This window comes from Pseudomonas sp. JV414 (genome assembly GCF_032424305.1).
GTDB classification, from domain to species: Bacteria; Pseudomonadota; Gammaproteobacteria; order Pseudomonadales; family Pseudomonadaceae; genus Aquipseudomonas; species Aquipseudomonas lini.
The window spans coordinates 1-21,533 of sequence record NZ_VYKC01000019.1; the positions used below are offsets into that span (position 1 = coordinate 1).

Sequence of the window (21,533 nt, forward strand, 5' to 3'; positions counted from 1 at the left end):
ATATATTTCAACTGATACACCGCATTCGCGAGCAAGCCCGCTCCCACAAGGGGATTGTGGTAATCGGATAATCAAACGTGCGGAAATTTGACCCACAGGTTTACAATCGATGCTCCTGATCAGGAGTATCCCTGTGCTGACTCATCTCGATTCCCAAGGTCGCGCCAATATGGTCGACGTCACTGAAAAAACCGTGACGTTCCGTGAAGCGACGGCCCAAGCGCTGGTGCGCATGCTGCCCGAAACCCTGCAGATGATCGTTGCTGGCGGCCATCCCAAGGGTGACGTGTTCGCCGTGGCGCGGATCGCCGGCATCCAGGCGGCGAAAAAAACCAGTGATCTGATTCCGCTGTGCCACCCGTTGATGCTCACCGGCGTCAAGGTTGAACTCAGTGCCGAAGGCGACGACACCGTGCGCATCGTGGCGTGCTGCAAGTTGTCCGGGCAGACCGGCGTCGAAATGGAAGCGCTGACTGCCGCCAGCGTCGCGGCGCTGACCATCTATGACATGTGCAAGGCCGTGGATCGTGGCATGACCATCGAGAGCGTGCGGCTGCTGGAGAAACTCGGCGGCAAGAGCGGCCATTTTCAGGCGGATCAACCATGAACGTTACTGTGAAGTTTTTCGCCCGTTACCGTGAAGCGCTCGGCGTGGACTCGGTGAAGGTCGAAGGTGATTTCGCCACGGTCGACGATGTGCGCGCGCTGCTCGCTCAACGTGATGGCGCCGAGGTGCTGAGCGAGCAGAATCTGATGTGCGCCCGCAACGAAGACCTCTGCCAGCTCGACGAACCGGTGAGCGATGGCGATGAAGTGGCGTTTTTTCCGACCGTGACCGGGGGCTGAGCCATGGCGATTCGCGTGCAGTCCACGCCGTTCGACCCGGGCAGCGAAGTCAACGCCATGCACGCGGCCAATGTGGGCGTTGGTGCAGTGGTGAGTTTTGTCGGCTACGTACGCGACTTCAATGACGGCCTCGAGGTCGCCGGGATGTTTCTGGAGCACTACCCGGGCATGACCGAAAAAGCCCTGGGCAAGATTGCCGTGGAGGCCGAGCAGCGCTGGCCGCTGTTGAAGCTGGAAGTGTTGCATCGCATCGGCGCGCTGGAGCCGGGCGAGCCGATTGTCTTCGTCGGCGCCGCCAGCGCTCACCGTCAGGCGGCGTTCGATGCCTGTGCCTTTGTCATGGACTACCTGAAAACCCGCGCGCCGTTCTGGAAGAAAGAAAACACCCGTGATGGACCGCGCTGGGTGGAAGGGCGTGACAGCGATCATGCGGCGGCGGATCGCTGGAAGCAGTAAGCAATCGATCCGTCTTCAGGGGCTCGATGCTTGAAAAACACTTGAAAGTTAATCCGTTCTTAACCGGTTTATCGTTTATTCCCCGACATTGGCCAAAGCGGCCTTGTCGAAGCTGTTCATCGATAAGATCCCTTGCCCGAGGCCAGGTTCAGAGGCCGTTCAAGGCTCTCAAAGATCGGGTCAGCGTGTAGACTTCCGGGCAACCGATATCAGATCGACAAGATCGCATTGCCGCCAGTTGGCATATCAAAGACAGCATCAGCCTGACGCCGCAGCTGCAAGCGCAGCCGCCGACGAGTTGATCCACGGACACAAAAGGGAAACGCGATGAGCGAGGAAACGATGCGGTTGGGGCGTGAACGGCGCTATCTGGTGCTTCTGGGCATTATTTGCCTGGCGCTGATCGGTGGTGCGCTGTACATGCAAGTGGCTCTGGGCGAGGCACCGTGCCCGCTGTGCATCCTGCAACGCTACGCGCTGTTGCTGATTGCGCTGTTCGCCTTTATCGGCGCAGCGACGCGCACCCGCCGCAGCATCACGCTGTTCGAAACGTTGGTGGTGATCTGTGCCATCGCGGGTGCCGGGGTGGCCGGGCATCACGTCTACACGCAGTTTTACCCGGCGGTCAGTTGCGGCATCGATGTGCTGCAACCGATCGTCGACGGTTTGCCGCTGGCGAAGATCTTCCCGCTGGGCTTCCAGGTCGACGGTTTCTGCTCTACGCCGTACCCGCCGATCCTCGGCTTGTCCCTGGCACAGTGGGCGCTGCTGGCGTTTGTGCTGATCGTGGTGCTGGTGCCGTTGCTCACTTCGCGTAACCGCAAAGCGCTGCGCTGAGGCTGTTCGCCGTATCGTTGCAGGCAAAAAAACGCCCCGGTTCTCGTTAAGAGGCCGGGGCGTTTTGCGTATTCGCAGGTCAGGTAAAAAGACCTTGATGCTCGACAAGGAAGGGTGCGACATGTGTGCGACATGTTGTCACAGCTTGAGTGTCGCAAGGCATTTCAAATCGCTGATTCAGGGCATCGCTTCGCACCAAAATCGGCTCTTCCAGGCGCTGCCGGTTTCAGCGCTCGACAGTCGAAACAGGCAGTTTTAACAGGGCCTGGCGAATTGCCAAAGTCCTTGTCACACAGGGGGTAGAGCAGGGTCGAAGGCGAGTCCAGAGCCTTGGAAGCTGTCTGAACTTCGCGTGGTAGACCTACAATTTTTGGTGTTTTTGTTGAGAATTAATTTCGATACCATGGCGCACTTTTGCAAAAGCCGTTAATGATTGTTGCCGGATCGGATATAAATTATTTCGGGATGAGACATGGTTTATGAATCGTTACATATCTACAATCGCCCGCACTGAATTCCCGGCACTGCTCACCCTTACTCAGGTGCATGAGCAGAACTAGGGTGTCGAGAGGCCTGATGGCTTCATGCGACTCCCAGGTGTCGGTGCCTTCCGACTATCCGCACCAAATGGAATTGGTCTGTAACAAGGCCCTTGACCACGAATTCGAATAAGAACTCACCGCAGGCCCAGCAATTGTCGAATAGCGTCTGACGCGCGACGGGCAGGCCCTTATTCAATCCAAGAAAAATGCCAACCCTTGGCAGGGTGAAGTGTTGGCGATCAAAACCCAACTGCATTGCGCAAGCTGCTTTAGAGGTCGTGAGATGAGTAAAAACAGGTACCCCAGACTACTAGGCTTATTGCCGCTGCTCGGCACGTTGTTGCTGGGAGGCTGCAACATGACCTTGCTCGATCCCAAGGGCCAGGTCGGCCTGGATGAGCGAAACCTGATCATCACCGCAACGCTGCTGATGCTGTTGGTCGTCGTGCCGGTCATCGTCATGACCTTCCTGTTCGCGTGGAAATATCGCGCATCGAACACCAACGCTACCTACACCCCGAAATGGAACCACTCCACCAAGATCGAGATCGCGGTGTGGACTATTCCGGTGCTGATCATCATCGCCCTGGGTTACATCACCTACAAGTCGACCCACGCGCTTGACCCTTACAAGCCGCTGGAATCCGACGTCAAGCCGGTGACCATCGAAGTGGTCGCGCTGGACTGGAAGTGGCTGTTCATCTACCCGGAACAAGGCATCGCCACGGTCAACAAGATCGTGTTCCCGGCGCACACCCCGATCAACTTCAAGATCACTTCCGACGCCGTGATGAACTCGTTCTTCATCCCTGCTCTGGGCGGCCAGATCTACGCGATGGCGGGCATGCAGACCAAACTGCACCTGATCGCCAATGAGAACGCTGAAATGGACGGTATCTCCGCCAACTACAGCGGCGCGGGTTTCACCGGTATGAAATTCAAAGCGATCGCCACTTCCCAGGAAGATTTCGACGCTTGGGTAAGCGAAGTCAAAAAGGCACCTAAACAGCTTGAACAAGCTGAATACGCAGCCCTTGCCAAGCAGAGCCAGAACAACCCAGTCGAGCTCTACTCCTCGGTAACGCCGAACCTGTTCCAGATCATCGTAGACAAGTACGAAGGCATGAAACCGGGTCCGAAGGTCAAGCACGAGAAGAAAGAGAAAGAAGTGGCCGCTACGCAAGGAATGGACATGAACTCGCATTCAGCTGCCGGGGCAGAGGAGTAAACGATGTTTGGTAAATTAAGTTGGGAAGCGGTCCCGTTCCACGAACCGATCGTGATGATAACCATCGCCATGATCGCGCTCGGTGGTCTGGCACTGTTCGCTGCAATCACCTACTTCAAGAAGTGGACTTATTTGTGGACCGAGTGGCTGACCTCGGTCGACCACAAGAAAATCGGCGTGATGTACATCATCGTCGCCATGGTCATGCTGCTGCGTGGTTTTGCCGACGCCATCATGATGCGTACCCAGTTGGCCATGGCCACCGAGGGTTCGCCTGGCTACCTGCCGCCTGAACACTATGACCAGATCTTCACCGCTCACGGTGTGATCATGATCATCTTCATGGCGATGCCATTCTTCACCGGCCTGATGAACCTTGCAGTGCCGCTGCAGATCGGCGCGCGTGACGTTGCCTACCCGTTCCTGAACTCCCTGAGCTTCTGGCTGCTGGTTTCCGGCGTAGTGCTGATCAACCTGTCCCTGGGCGTTGGCGAATTTGCCAAGACCGGCTGGGTTGCCTATCCGCCGCTGTCGGGCCTGCAATACAGCCCGGGCGTGGGGATGGATTACTACATCTGGGCGCTACAGCTATCCGGGCTAGGTACGACGCTGACGGGGGTCAACTTCCTGGCCACCGTGCTGAAAATGCGTACCCCGGGCATGAAGCTGATGGACATGCCGATCTTCACCTGGACCTGCACCTGGGCCAACGTCCTGATCGTGGCTTCGTTCCCGATCCTGACCGCTACCCTGGCACTGCTGACGCTTGACCGTTACATGGATTTCCACATTTTCACCAATGAACTTGGTGGCAATCCGATGATGTACGTCAACCTGTTCTGGGCCTGGGGTCACCCCGAGGTTTACATCCTGATTCTGCCGGCGTTCGGGATCTTCTCCGAAGTCATCTCGACCTTCTCCGGCAAGAAACTGTTCGGCCACCACTCGATGATCTACGCCAGTGGCGCGATCTCGATCTTGGGCTTCATGGTCTGGCTGCACCACTTCTTCACCATGGGTTCGGGTGCCGGCGTCAACGCCTTCTTCGGTCTGGCGACGATGCTGATTTCGATCCCGACGGGGGTGAAGCTATTCAACTGGCTGTTCACCATCTACCAGGGCCGTCTGCGTTTCACCAGTCAAGTGCTGTGGACCCTGGGCTTCATGGTGACCTTCGCCATCGGCGGCATGACCGGCGTACTGCTGGCCATCCCGGGTGCTGACTTCGTTCTGCACAACAGCCTTTTCGTGATCGCCCACTTCCATAACGTGATCATCGGCGGCGCGGTATTCGGTTACATCGCTGGCTTCGCTTTCTACTTCCCGAAAGCGTTCGGCTTCAAGCTGCATGAAGGTTGGGGCAAGGCTGCATTCTGGTTCTGGATCTCGGGCTTCTTCGTCGCGTTCATGCCGCTCTATGCACTGGGCTTCATGGGTATGACCCGTCGTCTGAACGCCACTACCAACCCAGAGTGGGTGCCGTACCTGTACGTCGCGATGTTCGGTGCGGTGATGATTGCCGTCGGCATCGCCTGCCAGCTGATCCAGCTGTACGTCAGCGTGCGTGATCGCAACAAGCCAGAGAACATGTGCGAACACGGCGACCCGTGGAATGCCCATACCCTGGAATGGTCGACCTCGTCGCCACCACCGTTCTACAACTTCGCTGTGCTGCCGAAAGCAGAAAGCATCGACCCGTTCACCGAAGCCAAGGAAAACGGTACTGCGTACCAGGCTCCGGCCCGTTACGAGCCGATCCACATGCCCAACAACACCGCGACCGGTGTGGTCATGGGTGCTCTGTTGACCGTGTTCGGTTTCGCGATGATCTGGCACATCTGGTGGCTGGCCATCGTCGGTCTGGTCGGCACCGTGGTGTACTTCGTGATCCACGCTGCACGTGATGATCAAGGCTATATGGTGCCGGTCGACGTGATCGAGCGCATCGAAGCCGAGCAGCACAAGCGTCTGGTAGCGGCCGGGAAAGTTCCAGCCACTGCCACCCGTGTTGAAACCTCGTTGGAACAGGCTTAAACCATGTCGAACTTAGTGACCAATGCTGGACACACCCATGTCGATGGACATGGGCATGATGACCATCACCACGACTCGGGCGAGATGACCGTATACGGTTTCTGGCTCTACCTGATGACCGACTGCATTCTGTTTGCGTCGATCTTCGCGGTGTACGCGGTACTGGTTAACAACGTAGCGGGTGGCCCGTCGGGCCACGACATCTTCGAACTGCCATACGTGCTGGGCGAAACCGCTCTGCTGCTGTTCAGTTCGATCACCTACGGCTTCGCCATGCTGGCGTTGTTCAAGGGCAAGAAGAACCAGGTGCTGGGCTGGCTGGGCATGACCTTCCTGTTCGGCGCCGGCTTCATCGGCATGGAAATCAACGAGTTCCACGTGTTGATCGCCGAAGGCTACGGCCCTAGCCGCAGCGGCTTCCTGTCCGGGTTCTTCACCCTGGTCGGTACCCACGGTCTGCACGTGACCAGCGGTCTGATCTGGATGGCGATCATGATGTATCAGGTGCAGAAGAACGGCCTGACGTCGACCAACAAGACCCGCCTGAGCTGCCTGAGCCTGTTCTGGCACTTCCTGGACGTAGTGTGGATCTGCGTATTCACGGTTGTTTATCTGATGGGGACTATGTAAATGGCTAACGCAGCTCATTCCCACAATGGCCACGACGGAGCCAATCACGGCAGCGTCAAGTCCTACGCCATCGGCTTCATCCTGTCGGTGATCCTGACCGTCATTCCATTCGGTCTGGTGATGTACCCATCGCTGCCGAAATCGATCACCCTGTGGATCGTGCTGGCGTTCGCGGTTATCCAGGTGCTGGTGCACCTGGTGTACTTCCTCCACCTGGACCGTTCCGCAGCGCAGCGTAACAACGTGATCGCGTTTGTCTTCGCTGCACTGGTAATCGTCCTGTTGGTTGGCCTGTCGTTGTGGATCATGTTCAGCATCCACACCAACATGATGGCGAAGTGAGGTAAGTCCGGATGTCCTTGAAGCACTTTATCCAAATCACCAAACCGGGGATCATTTTCGGTAACGTGCTTTCAGTGGCAGGCGGATTTTTCCTGGCCTCGAAAGGGCATGTCGATCTGGCCATTTTCCTGGCCGCCATGATCGGCACGTCCCTGGTGGTGGCTTCCGGTTGCGTGTTCAACAACTGCATCGACCGCGACATCGACCTGAAGATGGAACGCACCAAAAACCGGGTGCTGGTCCAGGGCTTGATCTCCCTGAAACTGGCCCTGATTTACGCGACCGTCCTCGGCGTTGCCGGCGTTGCGTTGCTGTACAAGGTGGCCAACCCGTTGGCCGCGCTGTTCGCGGTAATCGGTTTCGTCATCTACGTCGGCTTCTACAGCCTGTACCTCAAGCGCAAGTCGGTTCACGGCACGCTAGTGGGCAGCCTGTCGGGGGCGATGCCACCGGTGATTGGCTACGTGGCTGTGACTAACAGCTTCGACATGGCCGCACTGACGCTGCTGGTGATGTTCAGCCTGTGGCAGATGCCGCATTCCTACGCCATCGCGATCTTCCGCTTCAACGATTACCTGGCTGCATCGATTCCGGTGTTGCCGGTGAAGCGCGGGATACAAGTGGCCAAGAAGCACATCCTGCTCTACATCCTGGCGTTCCTCGTAGCGACCTTGATGCTGACCTTCAGTGGCTACGCCGGCATGAGCTACCTCGCCGTCGCCGCGGCCATGGGCATGTACTGGTTGTACATGGCCTGGACCGGTTACAAGGCAGTGGATGACACGGTCTGGGCACGCAAGCTGTTCGTGTTCTCGATCTTCACCATTACTGCGTTGAGCGTGATGATGTCGCTGGATTTTAAAGTGCCGAGTGAGCTATTGCTGACTTACGCGCCTTAAGCTTCGGATGCTGTAAAGAAAAGCCCCGCCTTCGAGAGAAGAGCGGGGCTTTTTTGTTTAGCGTTTAGCGCTACTGCGCGGCGATGCTGTAGCCGTCGAACGCGGTTTGCTGCTGAAGCGCGGTGATGATGTTCTTGCGGTTGACTGCTTGTTCGGCCCCGGCATTGTCCAGGAACGTTTCGCTTTCCAGCTCGGCTTCATCGCCTTCGCCGACGAAAGTGAAGCCCAGGAATTCCAGCGCTTCACGGTCAACGTTCAGACGCGAGCGCGGGGTGCGCAGGGGCAGAGTGACGCTGATGCCGTCCTTGCTGATGGTGAACACTTCGACTTCTTTCTTGGCGCGAGCCGCTTTGCTCTTGCTGCTGCTCGGGTTGCTGATGGCTTGGTGAGTCTGGTTCAGTACCTTCAGCGCCAGGCCATAAACGATTTCCTGGAACGCCGGATCGTCCTTGAAGCTGGACAGAATGCGGCTGATCGAGAATTTGCTGCTCAGGTCTTCCAGGGCGGCGATGTCGGCTGCTTCGGCGTCTTTCAGTTGCTTGAGTTCGCCCATCAAATCGTAGGCTTTGTCGTCGTCGAAGCTGTCATGAGCCTGGCGAATCGCGGCACGCAACTCGCGGATCTGGTCGCTTTCCCGGGTGGATTGAAAAGCGTCCAGAACCATCTCGCTGATGGTCTTGGCCTGAGGCACATGCTGTGAAAGATTGATGGAGTTTTCGTATTCCGCTTTGGACGACAAGGTGACTACGGATTCAGCGGTGTTGGAATCGGACATTGAAATTTCACTACTTCTTTAACTTGGATTGAGGCGAGAAAGCACGAGGCCTTTTCAGGCCGCCTAATCTATTGGACCGAGGCTGCGTTGTCACGGATCAACAGGCGGCTGGTCCGCATTTTTGCCAGCGCCGTCGACTATTTCTCCATCGAATTTATATTCATCGAGCGAACCACCCATTGTTCCGCCGTTTGCTCATCCACCGGCAAGGAAAAGCGAAAGGTCGCGCCGCGTCCGGGCACATCGATCAGTTCTATCTCGCGACCGTGCAACTGCAGGATTCGGTGCACGATCCGCAGCCCCAGTCCGCCATCGCGTCGTGCGCCGCCGATGTTGAACGGACGCAGAAACAGACCTTCGCGCAACTCGGGGGTGATGCCGGGGCCGGTGTCGCTGACGGTCACTTCGATAAAAGCCCCCTGAGGGCGGAGGCTGAGTTCGATTTCTCCGCCTTGAGGGGTGTGACGCAGGGCGTTGTCGAACAGATTGGTCAGCACCCGTTCGATCAGCCCCAGATCTGCGCAGGCCGCCGAGACGTTGGGGGCGAAGGTGGCCTTGAGTTCGATCTGGCGCGATTCGGCGCTGAGTTCGAATTTCTGAAAGATGTCCTGCACCAGATCGGTCAGGGAGAAGCGCTCCAGCACCGGTTGCACGAAGCCGTGCTCCAGCCGCACCAGTTCCAGCAGCGATTGCGCCAAGCCGCCGACCTTGCGGCTTTGATCCAGGGCGATTCCCAGATAGCGGCGGCGGTCGGCAGGGGACAACGTGGCGTCCTTGAGTGACAGGGTTTCCAGATAGCCGTGCAGCGAGGCCAGTGGTGTGCGTAGGTCATGGGATATGTTCGCCACCAGTTCGCGACGTTCCTGATCCTGGCGGGTCAGCGAGCGCCATTGTTCGCCGAGGCGCGCTTGCATCTGCCGGAAGGCGGCGTCGAGTACGGCAATTTCATCGTGGCTGGCGGCTTTTTCTACCGGCTCTGGCTCGGGCGAGGCGGGCGGTGCCGACGGAACACCATTGATATCGAACTGACTGACTTTCTCGGTCAAGCGGCGCAATGGCCGGGTGATCAGGCCAAATGCTGTGAGGCCGGCAATCAGGCACAGCAACGCCACCAGCCCAATGGACAACAACGCGGTATTGAGCGCTGCGCTGGTGGCGCCGCGTTCGGCGAAGCGGTCATGCTCTTCGCTGAGCAACACCACATAGAGATAACCGGCCGGTTGACCGTTGACCCGCAATGGCGCGGCGCTGAACACCTTGCTGCCATCGACGCTGCGCGGATCGTCGCCGAGAATCGGCAGGGCCTCACCTTTGAGCAAACGCTGGATCGGCGCCAGATCGACTTGCTCCCGGCGAATCCGGCCTTCGGGCGCGGCGCTGCCGACAATTCGGCCCCCAGTGTCCAGCAGATAGACCTCGACACTGGGGTTGACCAGCATCAGCTGGCTGAACAGTTCGCGCACGGCATTGGGCATCGGGCCATTGCGGTCCATTAGCACCGTGTCGTGGGCGATGTGTTGCGCCAGATCCCGCGACAACCCTTGCACCACTTCCAGTTCATGCATCTGGTTGGAGCGCACCTGCATCCATGCCGAGGTGCCGCAGCACACCAGCAACAGCACGGCGAACACCAGGGACAGGCGTTGGGTCAGGGTCAACCTCATGGCTGTTCTCCGCTCGTCGCGAATTTGTAACCACGTCCCCACACGGTGAGGATGCGCGCCGGTTGCGCCGGATCGGCTTCGATCTTGGCCCGCAGGCGGTTGATGTGGGTGTTGACCGTGTGCTCGTAGCCTTCATGGCTGTAGCCCCACACCGCGTTGAGCAAGTCCATGCGCGAGAAAACCTTGCCGGGCTGACGGACGAAAAAGTACAGCAGGTCGAACTCCCGCGGCGTGAGGTCAAGACGACGGCCATCGAGGGATACTTCACGTGTGATCGGGTCGATGGAGAGGCCGTCCGTGATCAGGCTGCCAGCGTCCATTTTCAGGTTGCGGGCCATGGCGTCGACCCGTCGCAGCAATGCTTTGACCCGTGCAACCAGCTCTAGAATGGAGAAGGGTTTGGCCAGGTAGTCGTCGGCACCGAGTTCCAGCCCCAGAATCCGATGGACTTCGCTGGAGCGCGCACTGGTGATGATGATCGGCGTGTAGCGGGCCATGGCCCGGGCGCGGCGGCAGATTTCCAGGCCGTCGACGCCGGGCAGCATCAGGTCGAGGATCAATGCGTCCCAGCTTCCTTGCTGCAGCAGTCGCATGCCCTCATCGCCGTCGGCGCAGTGCACCACCTCGAACTGCTCATCGCGAAGATGCAGGCAGATAAGGTCGGCGATATGCAGGTCGTCCTCGACCACCAGGACGCGTTTGGTCTGTTCCATGGGGCTCAATCCTTTGTGACGCAATGAACACATTGTGCGGGTTTTCCTGAGGCTGAGTTATCACGAATTGTTTAACTCCTCGTGAGGATTTGGCGATCAACTCAAGCCTAGGCTGTGTTCCATGCAAGGCATCTGGAATTTTGGAGAAGGCCCATGTTTTCACGGCGACAGTTTCTCGTAGCAAGCGGCGGGCTGGGGGCTGCAGCCTTGGTGGTCGGTGTATTGCCAAAATTTTCCGCAAGCGTCGCGCTGATCGATGAGGCCCGCGCGGCAGAGGTTTTCGAGGTGACCCACAGCGACAGCGAATGGCGCGCCATGCTCAGCGCCGAGCAGTACGAGATCCTGCGTGAAGAGGGCACCGAACGGGCCTACAGCAGCCCGCTGAACAACGAGCATCGGGAGGGCGTTTTTGCCTGCGCCGGTTGTGATCTGCCGTTGTTTTCTTCCGACACCAAGTTCGACAGCCGCACTGGCTGGCCGAGTTTCTGGGCGCCACTGGACAACGCGGTCGCCACCCGTCAGGACCGCTCCTTCGGCGTGCTGCGCGAAGAGGTCCACTGCCGTCGTTGCGGTGGTCACTTGGGTCATGTTTTCGAAGACGGGCCAAAGCCCACCGGTCTGCGCTACTGCATGAACGGCCTGGCGCTGACTTTCAAGCCACAGGCGTAATCCATGGGCACTTCCTTTCACTCACTTCACGCAGGTCGACGTTATGTGGCTTCTGGTCCTCGCTTATCTCGGTGGTGTGCTGACGATCGTCAGCCCGTGCATTCTGCCGGTATTGCCCTTTGTCTTCGCTCGCACCGGGCAGCCGTTTATGAAGAGTGGCTTACCGCTGCTGGCGGGGATGGCGCTGACCTTCGCGCTCGTCGCCTCGTTGGCGGCGGTGGGCGGCGGCTGGGTGGTGCAAGTCAATCAGTACGGTCGCTGGCTCGCGTTGCTGTTCGTTGCACTGTTCGGGCTGACGCTGTTGCTGCCTCGGTTGGCCGAGCGCCTGACGCGTCCACTGGTGGCGGCCGGCGGTCGGCTGTCGGAAGCCGCGGCTGCCGATACCCGGCCGCGTCCCGGCGCTTCGTTGCTGATCGGTGTTGCCACAGGCCTGCTCTGGGCGCCTTGCGCCGGGCCGATTCTGGGCCTGCTGTTAACTGGCGCGGCGCTGCAGGGGGCAAACATTGCCACCACCTTGTTGCTACTGGCTTACGCGGCCGGCGCCGCCACCTCTCTCGCCGCGGCACTGCTACTAGGCGGTAAAGTCTTCGCCGCGATGAAGCGCTCGATAGGCGCAGGCGAGTGGCTGCGTCGAGGCTTGGGGGGCGCGATGCTGGCCGGTGTGGCGGCAATCGCTTTGGGGCTGGATACCGGGATTCTGGCGCGGGTATCGACAGCCTCCACCGGCGATATCGAGCAGGCGTTGGTAAGCCGATTCGCCGGTAAGTTGCCGACCGACAGTGGGGCGATGATGTCGCAGATTCCACGGGGCGGCGATCAACCCGCCGGAAGTATGAAAATGACCGCCAAGATACCGGGCGAACTACCGATTGAAGGCAACCTTCCATCGCTGGACGGCGCTGTGCAATGGCTCAATTCACCCCCTCTCACCGCCCAGGCCTTGAAGGGCAAGGTTGTGCTGGTGGATTTCTGGACTTACTCCTGCATCAACTGCCTGCGCACCCTGCCGTATGTGAAGGCCTGGGCCGAAAAGTATCGTGATCAGGGCTTGGTGGTGATCGGCGTCCATACGCCCGAGTTTGCCTTCGAACGTGATGTAGGCAACGTCACCAAAGCCATGAAAGACCTGGGTATCACTTATCCGGTGGCAATCGACAACGACTATAAGGTCTGGCGTGCTTTCAACAACCAATACTGGCCAGCCCACTATTTTGCCGATGCTCAGGGGCGCATTCGTTATCACCACTTTGGTGAAGGCAAATACGCCGAATCGGAGCGAGTGATTCAGCAACTGTTGCGCGAAGCGGGGGCCGCGAAAGTCGCGGACGGGTTGATCAATGCTCGTGCCGAGGGTGTCCAGCTCGCCCCGAACATGAATGAAGTGCGATCGCCGGAAACTTATGTCGGCTACCGACGGGCGGAGCATTTCGTTGCTGAAACCGATCTGGCGCCAGACAAGGTGACGGCCTATAGCCCACCGGCACAGCTGGCCCTCAATAACTGGAGCCTGGATGGCCAATGGACTGTCGGTCCAGAGCGGGCTGTTTCAAACGCACCGGCCAGTCGTATCGTCTACCGCTTCCACGCTCGCGATCTGCATCTGGTATTGGGCCCCGGTGCTGACGGCAAACCGGTGCGTTTCAAAGTGTTGATTGACGGCAAGCCCCCAGGTGATGCCCACGGTGTCGACGTGGCGCCCGATGGCAGCGGCAGCGTCACCGAGCAGCGGTTGTATCAACTGGTACGCCAGACCGCAGGCGTAAAGGACCGGACATTCAGCATTGAGTTTCTCGATCCCGGTGTGTCGGCGTATGCGTTTACGTTTGGCTGATAGCCTCATTCACTCAGGAGACAAGCCATGAAAACCCTATATAACTGGCGTCGCACCCTGTTGGGATTGGCCGCCGCCAGTGTTATCGGTCAGTGCGCAGCGTTCTCTATCGGAGGCGCCGAAGAGGCGGTCATCATTTCGCCACCAACGCTCGACGAGAACACTCAAGCGCGCAGTGAAACGGCAATTTTTGCGGGTGGTTGCTTCTGGGGCGTCCAAGGGGTATTTCAACACGTCAAAGGGGTGAAGAACGCCGTCTCCGGTTACGCGGGCGGCACAGCCGACACCGCTCAATACGAGCGGGTCAGCAATGGCGATACCGGTCATGCGGAGGCCGTCGAAGTCACCTACGATCCGGCTCAAGTCAGTTATGGCAGCCTGTTGCAGATCTATTTCTCGGTGGCCCATAACCCCACCGAACTCAACCGCCAGGGGCCGGATCGCGGCACCCAGTATCGATCGGCGCTTTTCCTGAAAAGCGCTGAACAGCAACGCGTCGCCCAGGCCTACATCGCGCAACTCGACGCCGCCCATTCGTTCAATAAACCCATCGTGACCAAACTGGAAACCTACAACGGCTTCTACCCGGCGGAGGAGGAGCATCAGGACTTCCTGACCGAGCACCCGACGTATCCCTACATCGTGATCAATGACCTGCCGAAAGTAGCGCAGTTGAAGCAGTTGTATCCGGATCGGTATCGGGAGAAGCCGGTGTTGGTGAAGGCTGGTCAATAGTGATTGGCTACTTCAAGCGCGAGCGTTCCATCGCAATGGTCGACGTTTCAAAGCCCAGCTTTGAAAAGAAATCCGAGGCGCCTTCACGGCCTGCTCGCAGAAGCCAGGTAATGGCGGTGTTGTCGCCCATGACATGCTCAACCAGGGCGCGACCGACGCCTTCACGTCGAGTTTGTCCGCACACGACAACCATCGACAGATAACCGTTGGACAACCCGTCGGTGATACCTCGGGCAAACCCGACGATGCGGGAGTCCTTTATCGCAAGAGCTGTACGTTGGGAGTTAGCGATCAACTGCGCGAAATGCTCAGCTGAGCCGGTGCGGTGAGCCCAACCATTCTCGCCAAGAAAAAGACGCACGGATTCCACGTCCGAGGGCCGCACATCACGAACAAGCACGGGAGTATTCATCCCGAAATCACATTCTTACCTGCGATCTTGGACCGATACAGCGCCTGATCGGCCCTGGCCAGCAAGCCGGTCTGTTGTTCTTCTTCAAAACGTTGCACCACGCCAAAACTCATGGTGACTTGATAGTCCCCGACCGGCAGCAGGCTCGACAAACCGTGACGGATTCTTTCAGCGAGTGCCCTGGCGTCTGCTAACAAAGTATTGGGCAGGATCATGATGAACTCGTCACCACCCCAGCGCGCTAACAGATCGCCTTCGCGCACGCAGTGCTTCACGCTCTCGATCACCTGCACCAATGCCGCATCACCCAAGGCATGGCCGTAGTGATCGTTGATGTTTTTGAAGTCATCGATGTCCATGGCGATCAATGATAGCGGCTGGCGAAAGCGTTGGGCGCGGTCGCATTCCTGGGGCAGGGCTTTTTCCAGTCGATAGCGATTGGCGATGGACGTCAGCACATCGGTTTCCGCCAGTTTGCGATTCTCTTCGAGTTGAATCTGCAGCTGCTGATTGACCCGAGACAATTCCCGGGTGCGTTCTTCGACGATGGCTTCGAGGGATTGATTGCGCCGTTCCATTTCTTCGAACAGGCGTTTCTTGTCTTCGATACTGCGGTGCGCGCCGACCATTCGCGCCACCGAACCATCGGCATTACGTGCCAGCACGTAGCCGCGATCTTCGATCCAGGTGTAAGTGCCATCGCGCATGCGGCAGCGATACTCGGCTTGATAACCGGGAGCGCGCTGATTGAGGTAGTCATCAAACAGTGCCATGACCCGCGAAAAATCGTCGGGGTGGATCACGTTTTCCCAGGTCAGCACGTTGTTATCCAGAGAATGAGGCGTATAGCCGAGCATCTCGTACCACCCGGGGTTGCGATAAACGAACCCGGTGTTGGCATTCCAGTCCCAGATGCCATCGCTCACCAGTTCCAGAATGGTGTGCAGCATGTCTTCGTTAAAATCTGACAGATTGAACTTCAACGGCTCGATATTCGATGCCTCACCCATCATCGGTCTCCCTGCCGAACTGATATCAACGTGACTCGTCAGTCGAGGAGATTAGTTCATGGGGTATTGCCCCTGCTAGGGGGCGTTCTCAATTAGTTTTCCCGCCGCGTTGTCGCCTTAAAGCGGGCCAGGCAAGGCGCAGGCCGCTGGGAATGGTTGTTCCCTTTCCAAGGCCTGCAACGCAGCCTGGCCCGTTTTAAGGCACAACCCGAAGGGCCGGGCCTGCTGTTGTGCAGGGCTGCGTTGCTCGAAGCTTATTTGGAATGACCAAACCACGCTTCTCGCGCCTTGCCCTGCACAACAGCAGACCCGGCGCGGTGGGGAAACTAATTGAGAACGCCCCCTAATGCTGGCCCCACCTCTGCAGCGCAAAGTCGACGAAGCTGCGCAATTTCGGCAAACGGTAGCGGTCCTGGGCGTACACCAGGTTCATCGGCCGACTCGGCAATTGGTAGTCCTGCATCAAGGCCACCAGTTTTCCGTCCTGAAGGTCCTGCTCCACCAATGCATCGGGCACCATCACGATACCCATACCGGTGCGCGCCGCTTGGTGCAGCCCCGCCGAACTGTTGATCAACATCGGTCCGCTGACCGCCACCATGACTTCGCCTTCGGGGCCTCTCAGACGCCATTGTTTGGCTACCGAGTGCCAGTCATCTCCGGCCGGGTAGGCGAAGGCCAGGCAGTCATGGTGTTGCAGGTCGGCGGGTTTTTCCGGAGTGCCTCGGCGCGCCAGATAGTCCTTCGATGCGCACAGGGTCATCGTGTAGTCGATGAGCGGGCGGGCGATCATGTTGGACATCTCGGTAGTGCCCAAGCGAATCGCCACATCGAAACCGTTGTCGAGCAGATCCAGGCGCTGGTTGGTCAAAACGACGTCGAGTTTGACCTGCGGACAGCGCAGGGCGAATTCGCTCAGGGCCGGTGCCAGCCGTTCGGTGCCGAAGGTCAGCGGCGCGGTGATGCGCAAGGTGCCGCTCGGCTCGTCGAGGGTCTGTTCGGCCAGGCGTTCGGAATCGGCCACCAGCCCCAATACCTCGAGACAACGTTGATAGTACGACGTGCCGAATTCCGTCAGCCGCTGGCGTCGTGTCGTACGGTTAAGCAGGCGCACACCCAGACGTTGCTCCAGGGCTCGAAGATGATTGCCGACCATGGTCGTGGACATTTCACACTGCAAAGCGGCGGCGGTCATGCTGCCGGCTTCCACCACTCTTACGTAAACGGTCATTGCCTGGAACAAATCCATTATCAAGCTCAGCTTTAAAATGATTGAAGTGTTGCAGTGTTTATCCAGCTCAGGTGGCTAACCATACTGCAAAAACACCGACTATTAATGGAGTTTGATGTCATGACCGCCGCCTGCCTGATGAGTACCTACCAACCCTTGGCCCTGAGCTTCAGCAAAGGTCTGGGCACGCGCTTGTGGGATCAGGCCGGTCGCGAATATCTGGACGCGGTGGCGGGCGTGGCGGTGACCAATGTAGGCCATTCCCATCCGCGAATTGTGTCGGCCATCAGCGAACAGGCCGGGCTGTTGTTGCACACCTCCAACCTGTACAGCATCGACTGGCAACAGCAGCTGGCACAGAAACTGGTTCGGTTGTCTGGCATGGACCGGGCGTTCTTCAATAACTCTGGCGCCGAAGCCAATGAAACCGCGCTGAAACTCGCGCGGCTTTACAGCTGGCACAAAGGCATCGAGCAGCCGCTGGTGGTGGTCATGGAAAACGCCTTTCACGGTCGTACTCTTGGCACCTTATCCGCCAGTGACGGCCCGGCGGTGCGCCTGGGGTTTAACGAATTGCCGGGGGACTTCATTAAAGTGCCATTCGGCGACCTCGCAGCGCTAGAGGCGGTGCAACATGCCCACGGACCGCGCATCGTAGCGATCCTGATGGAGCCGATTCAGGGCGAAAGCGGTGTGCAAGTGGCGCCACCCGGTTATCTCAAAGCGGTACGTGAACTGTGCAACCGGCGCGCCTGGCTGCTGATGCTCGACGAGATCCAGACCGGCATCGGCCGCACCGGCCAGTGGTTTGCGTTCCAGCACGAAGGCATCATCCCGGACGTCATGACCCTGGCCAAAGGCCTCGGTAATGGCGTCCCTATTGGTGCCTGTCTGGCCCGGGGCAAAGCAGCCGACCTGTTCACCCCCGGCAGCCACGGCAGCACGTTTGGCGGAAATCCGCTGGCGTGCCGGGTGGGGTGCACTGTGCTGGAGATTATTGAAGAACAAGACCTGCTGGAAAACGCCAAACTGCAGGGTGAACGCTTGCTCGCCAGATTGCGCATCGAATTGGCCGATGAACCCAACGTCCTGGCGATTCGTGGCCAGGGCTTGATGATCGGCATCGAACTCAAGCAACCGATCCGCGACCTGACCCTGATCGCCGCCCGGGATCACGGCTTGCTGATCAACGTGACACGGGGCAAGACCATACGCCTGCTGCCACCCTTGACGATTGATGAGCGGGAAGTGGAGATGATTGTCAGAGGGGTGTGTCGGGCGGTGAGCGCAGCCTGACTTCTCTTGGATATGCGCATTCCCCAGAATCGGTGTCTGCGCCAGTGGAATCAGGAACGATCAGTCGGTTTGTTCCATCGTACTAACGAAAGCCGTGACTTCAGCCCGGTTCATCAGTTGAAGTTTCGAAGCACTAAACCCTTCGAACAAACGCTGATGCGCGACAAATCCACTGGACCCTTCACGAGTACGGTAGCTGCCGGCCCACTCCAGTAACGCGATCAGCAATTCGTCATTGTCGTCCCGCTTCGACTCTCGCAGGCGAATATTATTGACGCAGTCTTCATCCTCCAGACACAGCCAGATCAGCGCCGTCGCCTGCTCCACAAGCTCACTGACCATCCAGTCGTAAACGCCCTCAATAACCCAGCGTTCTTCACTGGCTGCCACCCGCGCCATTCCCAGCGCTTCGGCGCGTGGACGAGCGATGCTGTGTTCATCGGATATCCAGTGAGTCAGGTCGAGATCGATCCAGGGTACTTGCAGGTGCTCGGCCAGACGTTTGGCCAACCAACTCTTGCCCGAACCGGAGTTGCCGATGATCAGGGTTCGGGTGAGGTTGATGGTGTGCAGGTAATAATTGCTCATGGCAACTCGGGCAAAGTCATTCAACCGCTTCGGAAATTTCAGGCGCGATCATCCGCGTCTTCGGCGATCCATCCGCATTGAATTGATAAATATCCTGCGGCTGGCCCTTTTCATTGAAGAACACTTGGCCGATCCCTGCCGAGTTCCACAGCCGTTCCCCGGCTTCGGCGTGTTCGGGAATGTGCGGAACAATGCGCATGCGCCGGCGCTTGGTCAGCCAGTTGAGGGGCGAGCGGGGCGAGTAGAGCCAGCGGTTGAGGCGGTCGAACCATTCGAGCAGGGCGGGCGGGAATTCGTTTTTAATGCCGCTGCTGGTGATCTGCCAGATACGTGGGCCGGCCTTGCGGTGTCGGATCAGTACTTCGTAGACGAAGGAATAATGCACATCACCGGACAGCACCACGTAGTTACCGGGAGTGCGGGAGTGTCGGAAAATGTTCAGGATCACTTGGGCCGCGCCGCGATGGGCCATCCAGTTTTCCGCGTCCACCAACAGCGGATAGCCGCACCAGCTAAACACTCGTTGCACGGTTTCGATCAGTTTGACGCCGAAAATCGGTGCCGGCGAAACGATGATCGCCGAGGGATGATCGAGCAATTCCTGCTGCAGCTCGCTGAGCGCTTCCCAATCCAGCAGACCGGACGGTTGCTTGAGCGTCATCTCGCTGCGCCAGCGCCGAGTGCGTGTGTCGAGCACCACCAGTGCCGGGCGGGTGGGCAGCACGTAATGCCACTTCTGAAAGCTCAGCAGCTCATCGATCAAGCTATCCTGGACATCGCTGTCGAGGTAATGGTCTTGCCCAGTGGCACTCAATAGCCGGGTTTTCTCCAGCATGCCGCCAAACGCGTCCGGGTTGTTGCCCCAGCCTTGGCACAGCATATAAGCGAGCAGTGCGTTGCCGATGATGCGCTTGGAGAACGGATGGCCGTAGGCCGTTTCCTCCCATTGCGCGGAAAGATTCCAGTCATCGGTAATGTCGTGGTCGTCGAAAATCATCAGGCACGGCAGATGCGCCATCGCCCGCCCAACACCACCCAGTCCTTTCTTGAACTCATCAATGCGCGTCTGCTCCAGGGCATAACGCTTGCGTCGTTCGGGCGTCAGTGCCGGTGGTTGCGGCGCGATCAGTGTCCAGGACGTTGGCGACCATACCAATAGGTACATGGCCATGACCTCGGCGAAGGTCACCAAATGATTGTCGGCGCTGCTACTGGTAAAAATCGGCTTACGCGCTCCACCGAAAAATCGTTCGCGCAGGGTTTCGTTGCTCTCAAGCGCCGGTAACAAATCCGCACGATGGTAGTAACTGGCCGGGTGTTCATAGAGCCTGGCGCTGTCGCTGACCACCGCACCGTCGAGGTGTTCGTCGAACAGTCCCAGACGCTCGATCAAGGCATGAATCGACCGCAACATTGGCCCCGCGACATCGTCCGCGTACACCTGATCGCCGCTCATCATTAATAGCGCGGGGCGCTTGCAAGCGTCCGGCTCGGACTCCAGCAGCCGATCGACGCACAACAAACCATCGGCCGCCGGATGGTGAGGTTTACGGCAGGAGCCATGCAGCAACTGATCGATCCGCGAGCGCAACACGAAATTCGGGCAACGCGCTTCGCCATATAGTAGATGAGGCGCCCATTCGCGGATGCCCGACTGAGCGCCATCCGCTTCGGTGATCAGCAGGTCGTACTCGATCAACGTGTCGCAGGGCAGGGCGGCATCCAGTGACACATCAATCAAATGAACGAAGGCATGAGTACCGACCGGGATGATCGTGCATTGCCCCGCGTCGAGGCGGATGTCGATTCCTTGCAGACGCAGCGTCAGAGTCAGCGCACGCGACCCCACCAGCCACAGCAGCAGTCGCGTGGGTTCCAGGCGCCGTAATAGCGGGCCGACGAGGACTGGTGGCAATGGAGAGTGATCGGCGGGCAATGGCAAAGGTACGGACATCCTGGTTAAAGACTCTTGGTGTAGAGAGGCGGGCGATGATAGCGCAGACGGTGGCGAGGATTGTCTGATGGCCAATGGCTTATGCCTGAATCTGGGGGTGTCGATGAGTAAAGCAAGGACTGCTTATAGAAGCAGAAATCAGTACTCGCCTTGAGGCGCTTTGCTAAGGGGAAAATTAATCGCAACAGGTGGTTGACCACGAAATAAAATGCTGTACTATTCGCCTCCCGCTAACGAGAGATCGGAAGCGCAAGTGGTTGAAGTTGTTAAAGATTTCCAAGCGAAACTTTGAAAACTTCTGAAAATAACCGCTTGACAGCAACAGAGGCTGCTGTAGAATGCGCGCCTCGGTTGAGACGAAAGATCTTAACCAATCGCTCTTTAACAACTGAATCAAGCAATTCGTGTGGGTGCTTGTGGAGTCAGACTGATAGTCAACAAGATTATCAGCATCACAAGTTACTCCGCGAGAAATCAAAGATGTAACCAACGATTGCTGAGCCAAGTTTAGGGTTTCTTAAAAACCCAAAGATGTTTGAACTGAAGAGTTTGATCATGGCTCAGATTGAACGCTGGCGGCAGGCCTAACACATGCAAGTCGAGCGGTAGAGAGGTGCTTGCACCTCTTGAGAGCGGCGGACGGGTGAGTAATGCCTAGGAATCTGCCTGGTAGTGGGGGATAACGCTCGGAAACGGACGCTAATACCGCATACGTCCTACGGGAGAAAGCAGGGGACCTTCGGGCCTTGCGCTATCAGATGAGCCTAGGTCGGATTAGCTAGTTGGTGAGGTAATGGCTCACCAAGGCGACGAGCCGTAACTGGTCTGAGAGGATGATCAG

Annotated in this window: 21 protein-coding genes and 1 rRNA gene; 14 read left to right on the forward strand and 8 right to left on the reverse strand. The window is 58.2% G+C overall.

Annotation, left to right across the window (positions count from 1 at the left end; all coding sequences use genetic code 11):
* The first annotated feature begins 133 nt into the window (after positions 1–133).
* The 9 genes from moaC to cyoE all read left to right on the forward strand — a co-directional run bounded on the left by moaC (position 134) and on the right by cyoE (position 7,814).
* A complete protein-coding gene (gene moaC, locus F6R97_RS19620; RefSeq protein WP_038979051.1) occupies positions 134–607 on the forward strand; it encodes a cyclic pyranopterin monophosphate synthase MoaC in 474 nt (157 codons plus the stop codon).
* The gene (moaD, locus tag F6R97_RS19625; protein WP_008010586.1) at positions 604–846 is read left to right on the forward strand and encodes a molybdopterin converting factor subunit 1; all 243 of its coding nucleotides are present in this window, start codon (positions 604–606) and stop codon (positions 844–846) included. Before moaC ends, moaD begins: the two co-directional genes overlap by 4 nt.
* Before the next feature lie 3 nt (positions 847–849).
* Positions 850–1,302 carry a molybdopterin synthase catalytic subunit MoaE gene (gene moaE, locus F6R97_RS19630; RefSeq protein ID WP_315866960.1) on the forward strand — a complete coding sequence of 151 codons (453 nt, stop codon included), beginning with the start codon at positions 850–852 and terminating at the stop codon, positions 1,300–1,302.
* A gap of 327 nt (positions 1,303–1,629) precedes the next feature.
* Positions 1,630–2,139 carry a disulfide bond formation protein B gene (locus F6R97_RS19635; protein WP_038979054.1) on the forward strand — a complete coding sequence of 170 codons (510 nt, stop codon included), beginning with the start codon at positions 1,630–1,632 and terminating at the stop codon, positions 2,137–2,139.
* 825 nt (positions 2,140–2,964) lie between these two features.
* Entirely contained in the window at positions 2,965–3,909 is a 945-nt protein-coding gene (gene cyoA, locus F6R97_RS19640; protein ID WP_038979055.1) for a ubiquinol oxidase subunit II, read from the forward strand.
* A 3-nt stretch (positions 3,910–3,912) separates the two neighbouring features.
* Positions 3,913–5,943: a cytochrome o ubiquinol oxidase subunit I gene (gene cyoB / locus F6R97_RS19645; RefSeq protein WP_038979056.1), complete on the forward strand. Its 2,031-nt coding sequence runs from the start codon at positions 3,913–3,915 to the stop codon at positions 5,941–5,943.
* A gap of 3 nt (positions 5,944–5,946) precedes the next feature.
* Positions 5,947–6,573: a cytochrome o ubiquinol oxidase subunit III gene (locus F6R97_RS19650; protein WP_038979057.1), complete on the forward strand. Its 627-nt coding sequence runs from the start codon at positions 5,947–5,949 to the stop codon at positions 6,571–6,573.
* Entirely contained in the window at positions 6,574–6,915 is a 342-nt protein-coding gene (gene cyoD, locus F6R97_RS19655; RefSeq protein ID WP_038979058.1) for a cytochrome o ubiquinol oxidase subunit IV, read from the forward strand. It begins immediately after the preceding gene.
* 11 nt (positions 6,916–6,926) lie between these two features.
* Complete coding sequence (gene cyoE, locus F6R97_RS19660; protein WP_038979059.1) at positions 6,927–7,814, forward strand: heme o synthase; 888 nt, start codon at positions 6,927–6,929, stop codon at positions 7,812–7,814.
* Positions 7,815–7,884: 70 nt separating this feature from the next.
* On the opposite strand, the gene F6R97_RS19665 is transcribed toward cyoE, so the two are convergent.
* From F6R97_RS19665 to F6R97_RS19675, 3 genes are all read right to left on the reverse strand, one after another.
* Positions 7,885–8,589 (reverse strand): hypothetical protein, encoded by a 705-nt coding sequence (locus tag F6R97_RS19665; protein WP_038979060.1) that lies wholly within the window; start codon positions 8,587–8,589, stop codon positions 7,885–7,887.
* A gap of 137 nt (positions 8,590–8,726) precedes the next feature.
* Positions 8,727–10,253: a sensor histidine kinase gene (locus F6R97_RS19670; protein WP_048396512.1), complete on the reverse strand. Its 1,527-nt coding sequence runs from the start codon at positions 10,251–10,253 to the stop codon at positions 8,727–8,729.
* Positions 10,250–10,966, reverse strand: coding sequence for a response regulator transcription factor (locus F6R97_RS19675; protein ID WP_038979062.1), 717 nt, complete (start codon positions 10,964–10,966; stop codon positions 10,250–10,252). The genes F6R97_RS19670 and F6R97_RS19675 overlap by 4 nt, the downstream gene beginning before the upstream one ends.
* 153 nt (positions 10,967–11,119) lie before the next feature.
* Here F6R97_RS19675 and msrB point away from each other — a divergent pair, with 153 nt between their 5' ends.
* Genes msrB through msrA form a run of 3 tightly spaced genes read left to right on the forward strand, consistent with a single transcriptional unit; the run spans position 11,120 to position 14,201 of the window.
* Complete coding sequence (gene msrB / locus F6R97_RS19680; protein WP_038979063.1) at positions 11,120–11,635, forward strand: peptide-methionine (R)-S-oxide reductase MsrB; 516 nt, start codon at positions 11,120–11,122, stop codon at positions 11,633–11,635.
* 43 nt (positions 11,636–11,678) lie between these two features.
* A complete protein-coding gene (locus F6R97_RS19685) occupies positions 11,679–13,466 on the forward strand; it encodes a cytochrome c biogenesis protein DipZ (RefSeq protein WP_038979064.1) in 1,788 nt (595 codons plus the stop codon).
* A gap of 27 nt (positions 13,467–13,493) precedes the next feature.
* Positions 13,494–14,201: a peptide-methionine (S)-S-oxide reductase MsrA gene (gene msrA, locus F6R97_RS19690; RefSeq protein ID WP_038979065.1), complete on the forward strand. Its 708-nt coding sequence runs from the start codon at positions 13,494–13,496 to the stop codon at positions 14,199–14,201.
* A gap of 7 nt (positions 14,202–14,208) precedes the next feature.
* On the opposite strand, the gene F6R97_RS19695 is transcribed toward msrA, so the two are convergent.
* From F6R97_RS19695 to F6R97_RS19705, 3 genes are all read right to left on the reverse strand, one after another.
* Positions 14,209–14,613, reverse strand: a complete 405-nt coding sequence (locus F6R97_RS19695) for a GNAT family N-acetyltransferase (protein WP_315866961.1) — start codon at positions 14,611–14,613, stop codon at positions 14,209–14,211.
* Entirely contained in the window at positions 14,610–15,623 is a 1,014-nt protein-coding gene (locus F6R97_RS19700; RefSeq protein WP_038979067.1) for a sensor domain-containing diguanylate cyclase, read from the reverse strand. Before F6R97_RS19700 ends, F6R97_RS19695 begins: the two co-directional genes overlap by 4 nt.
* A gap of 343 nt (positions 15,624–15,966) precedes the next feature.
* On the reverse strand, positions 15,967–16,872 hold the full coding sequence (locus tag F6R97_RS19705; protein ID WP_315866962.1) for a LysR family transcriptional regulator: 906 nt from the start codon (positions 16,870–16,872) through the stop codon (positions 15,967–15,969).
* Positions 16,873–16,974: 102 nt separating this feature from the next.
* On the opposite strand from F6R97_RS19705, the gene F6R97_RS19710 reads away from it, so the two are divergent.
* Entirely contained in the window at positions 16,975–18,150 is a 1,176-nt protein-coding gene (locus F6R97_RS19710) for an aspartate aminotransferase family protein (RefSeq protein WP_038979069.1), read from the forward strand.
* Positions 18,151–18,210: 60 nt separating this feature from the next.
* On the opposite strand, the gene F6R97_RS19715 is transcribed toward F6R97_RS19710, so the two are convergent.
* Positions 18,211–18,738, reverse strand: coding sequence for an adenylate kinase (locus tag F6R97_RS19715; RefSeq protein WP_038979070.1), 528 nt, complete (start codon positions 18,736–18,738; stop codon positions 18,211–18,213).
* 16 nt (positions 18,739–18,754) lie between these two features.
* Positions 18,755–20,692: an alkaline phosphatase D family protein gene (locus F6R97_RS19720; RefSeq protein WP_315866963.1), complete on the reverse strand. Its 1,938-nt coding sequence runs from the start codon at positions 20,690–20,692 to the stop codon at positions 18,755–18,757.
* 537 nt (positions 20,693–21,229) lie between these two features.
* Between F6R97_RS19720 and F6R97_RS19725 the strand changes: the two genes are divergently transcribed.
* Positions 21,230–21,533 (forward strand): 16S ribosomal RNA (locus F6R97_RS19725); the annotation flags it as partial.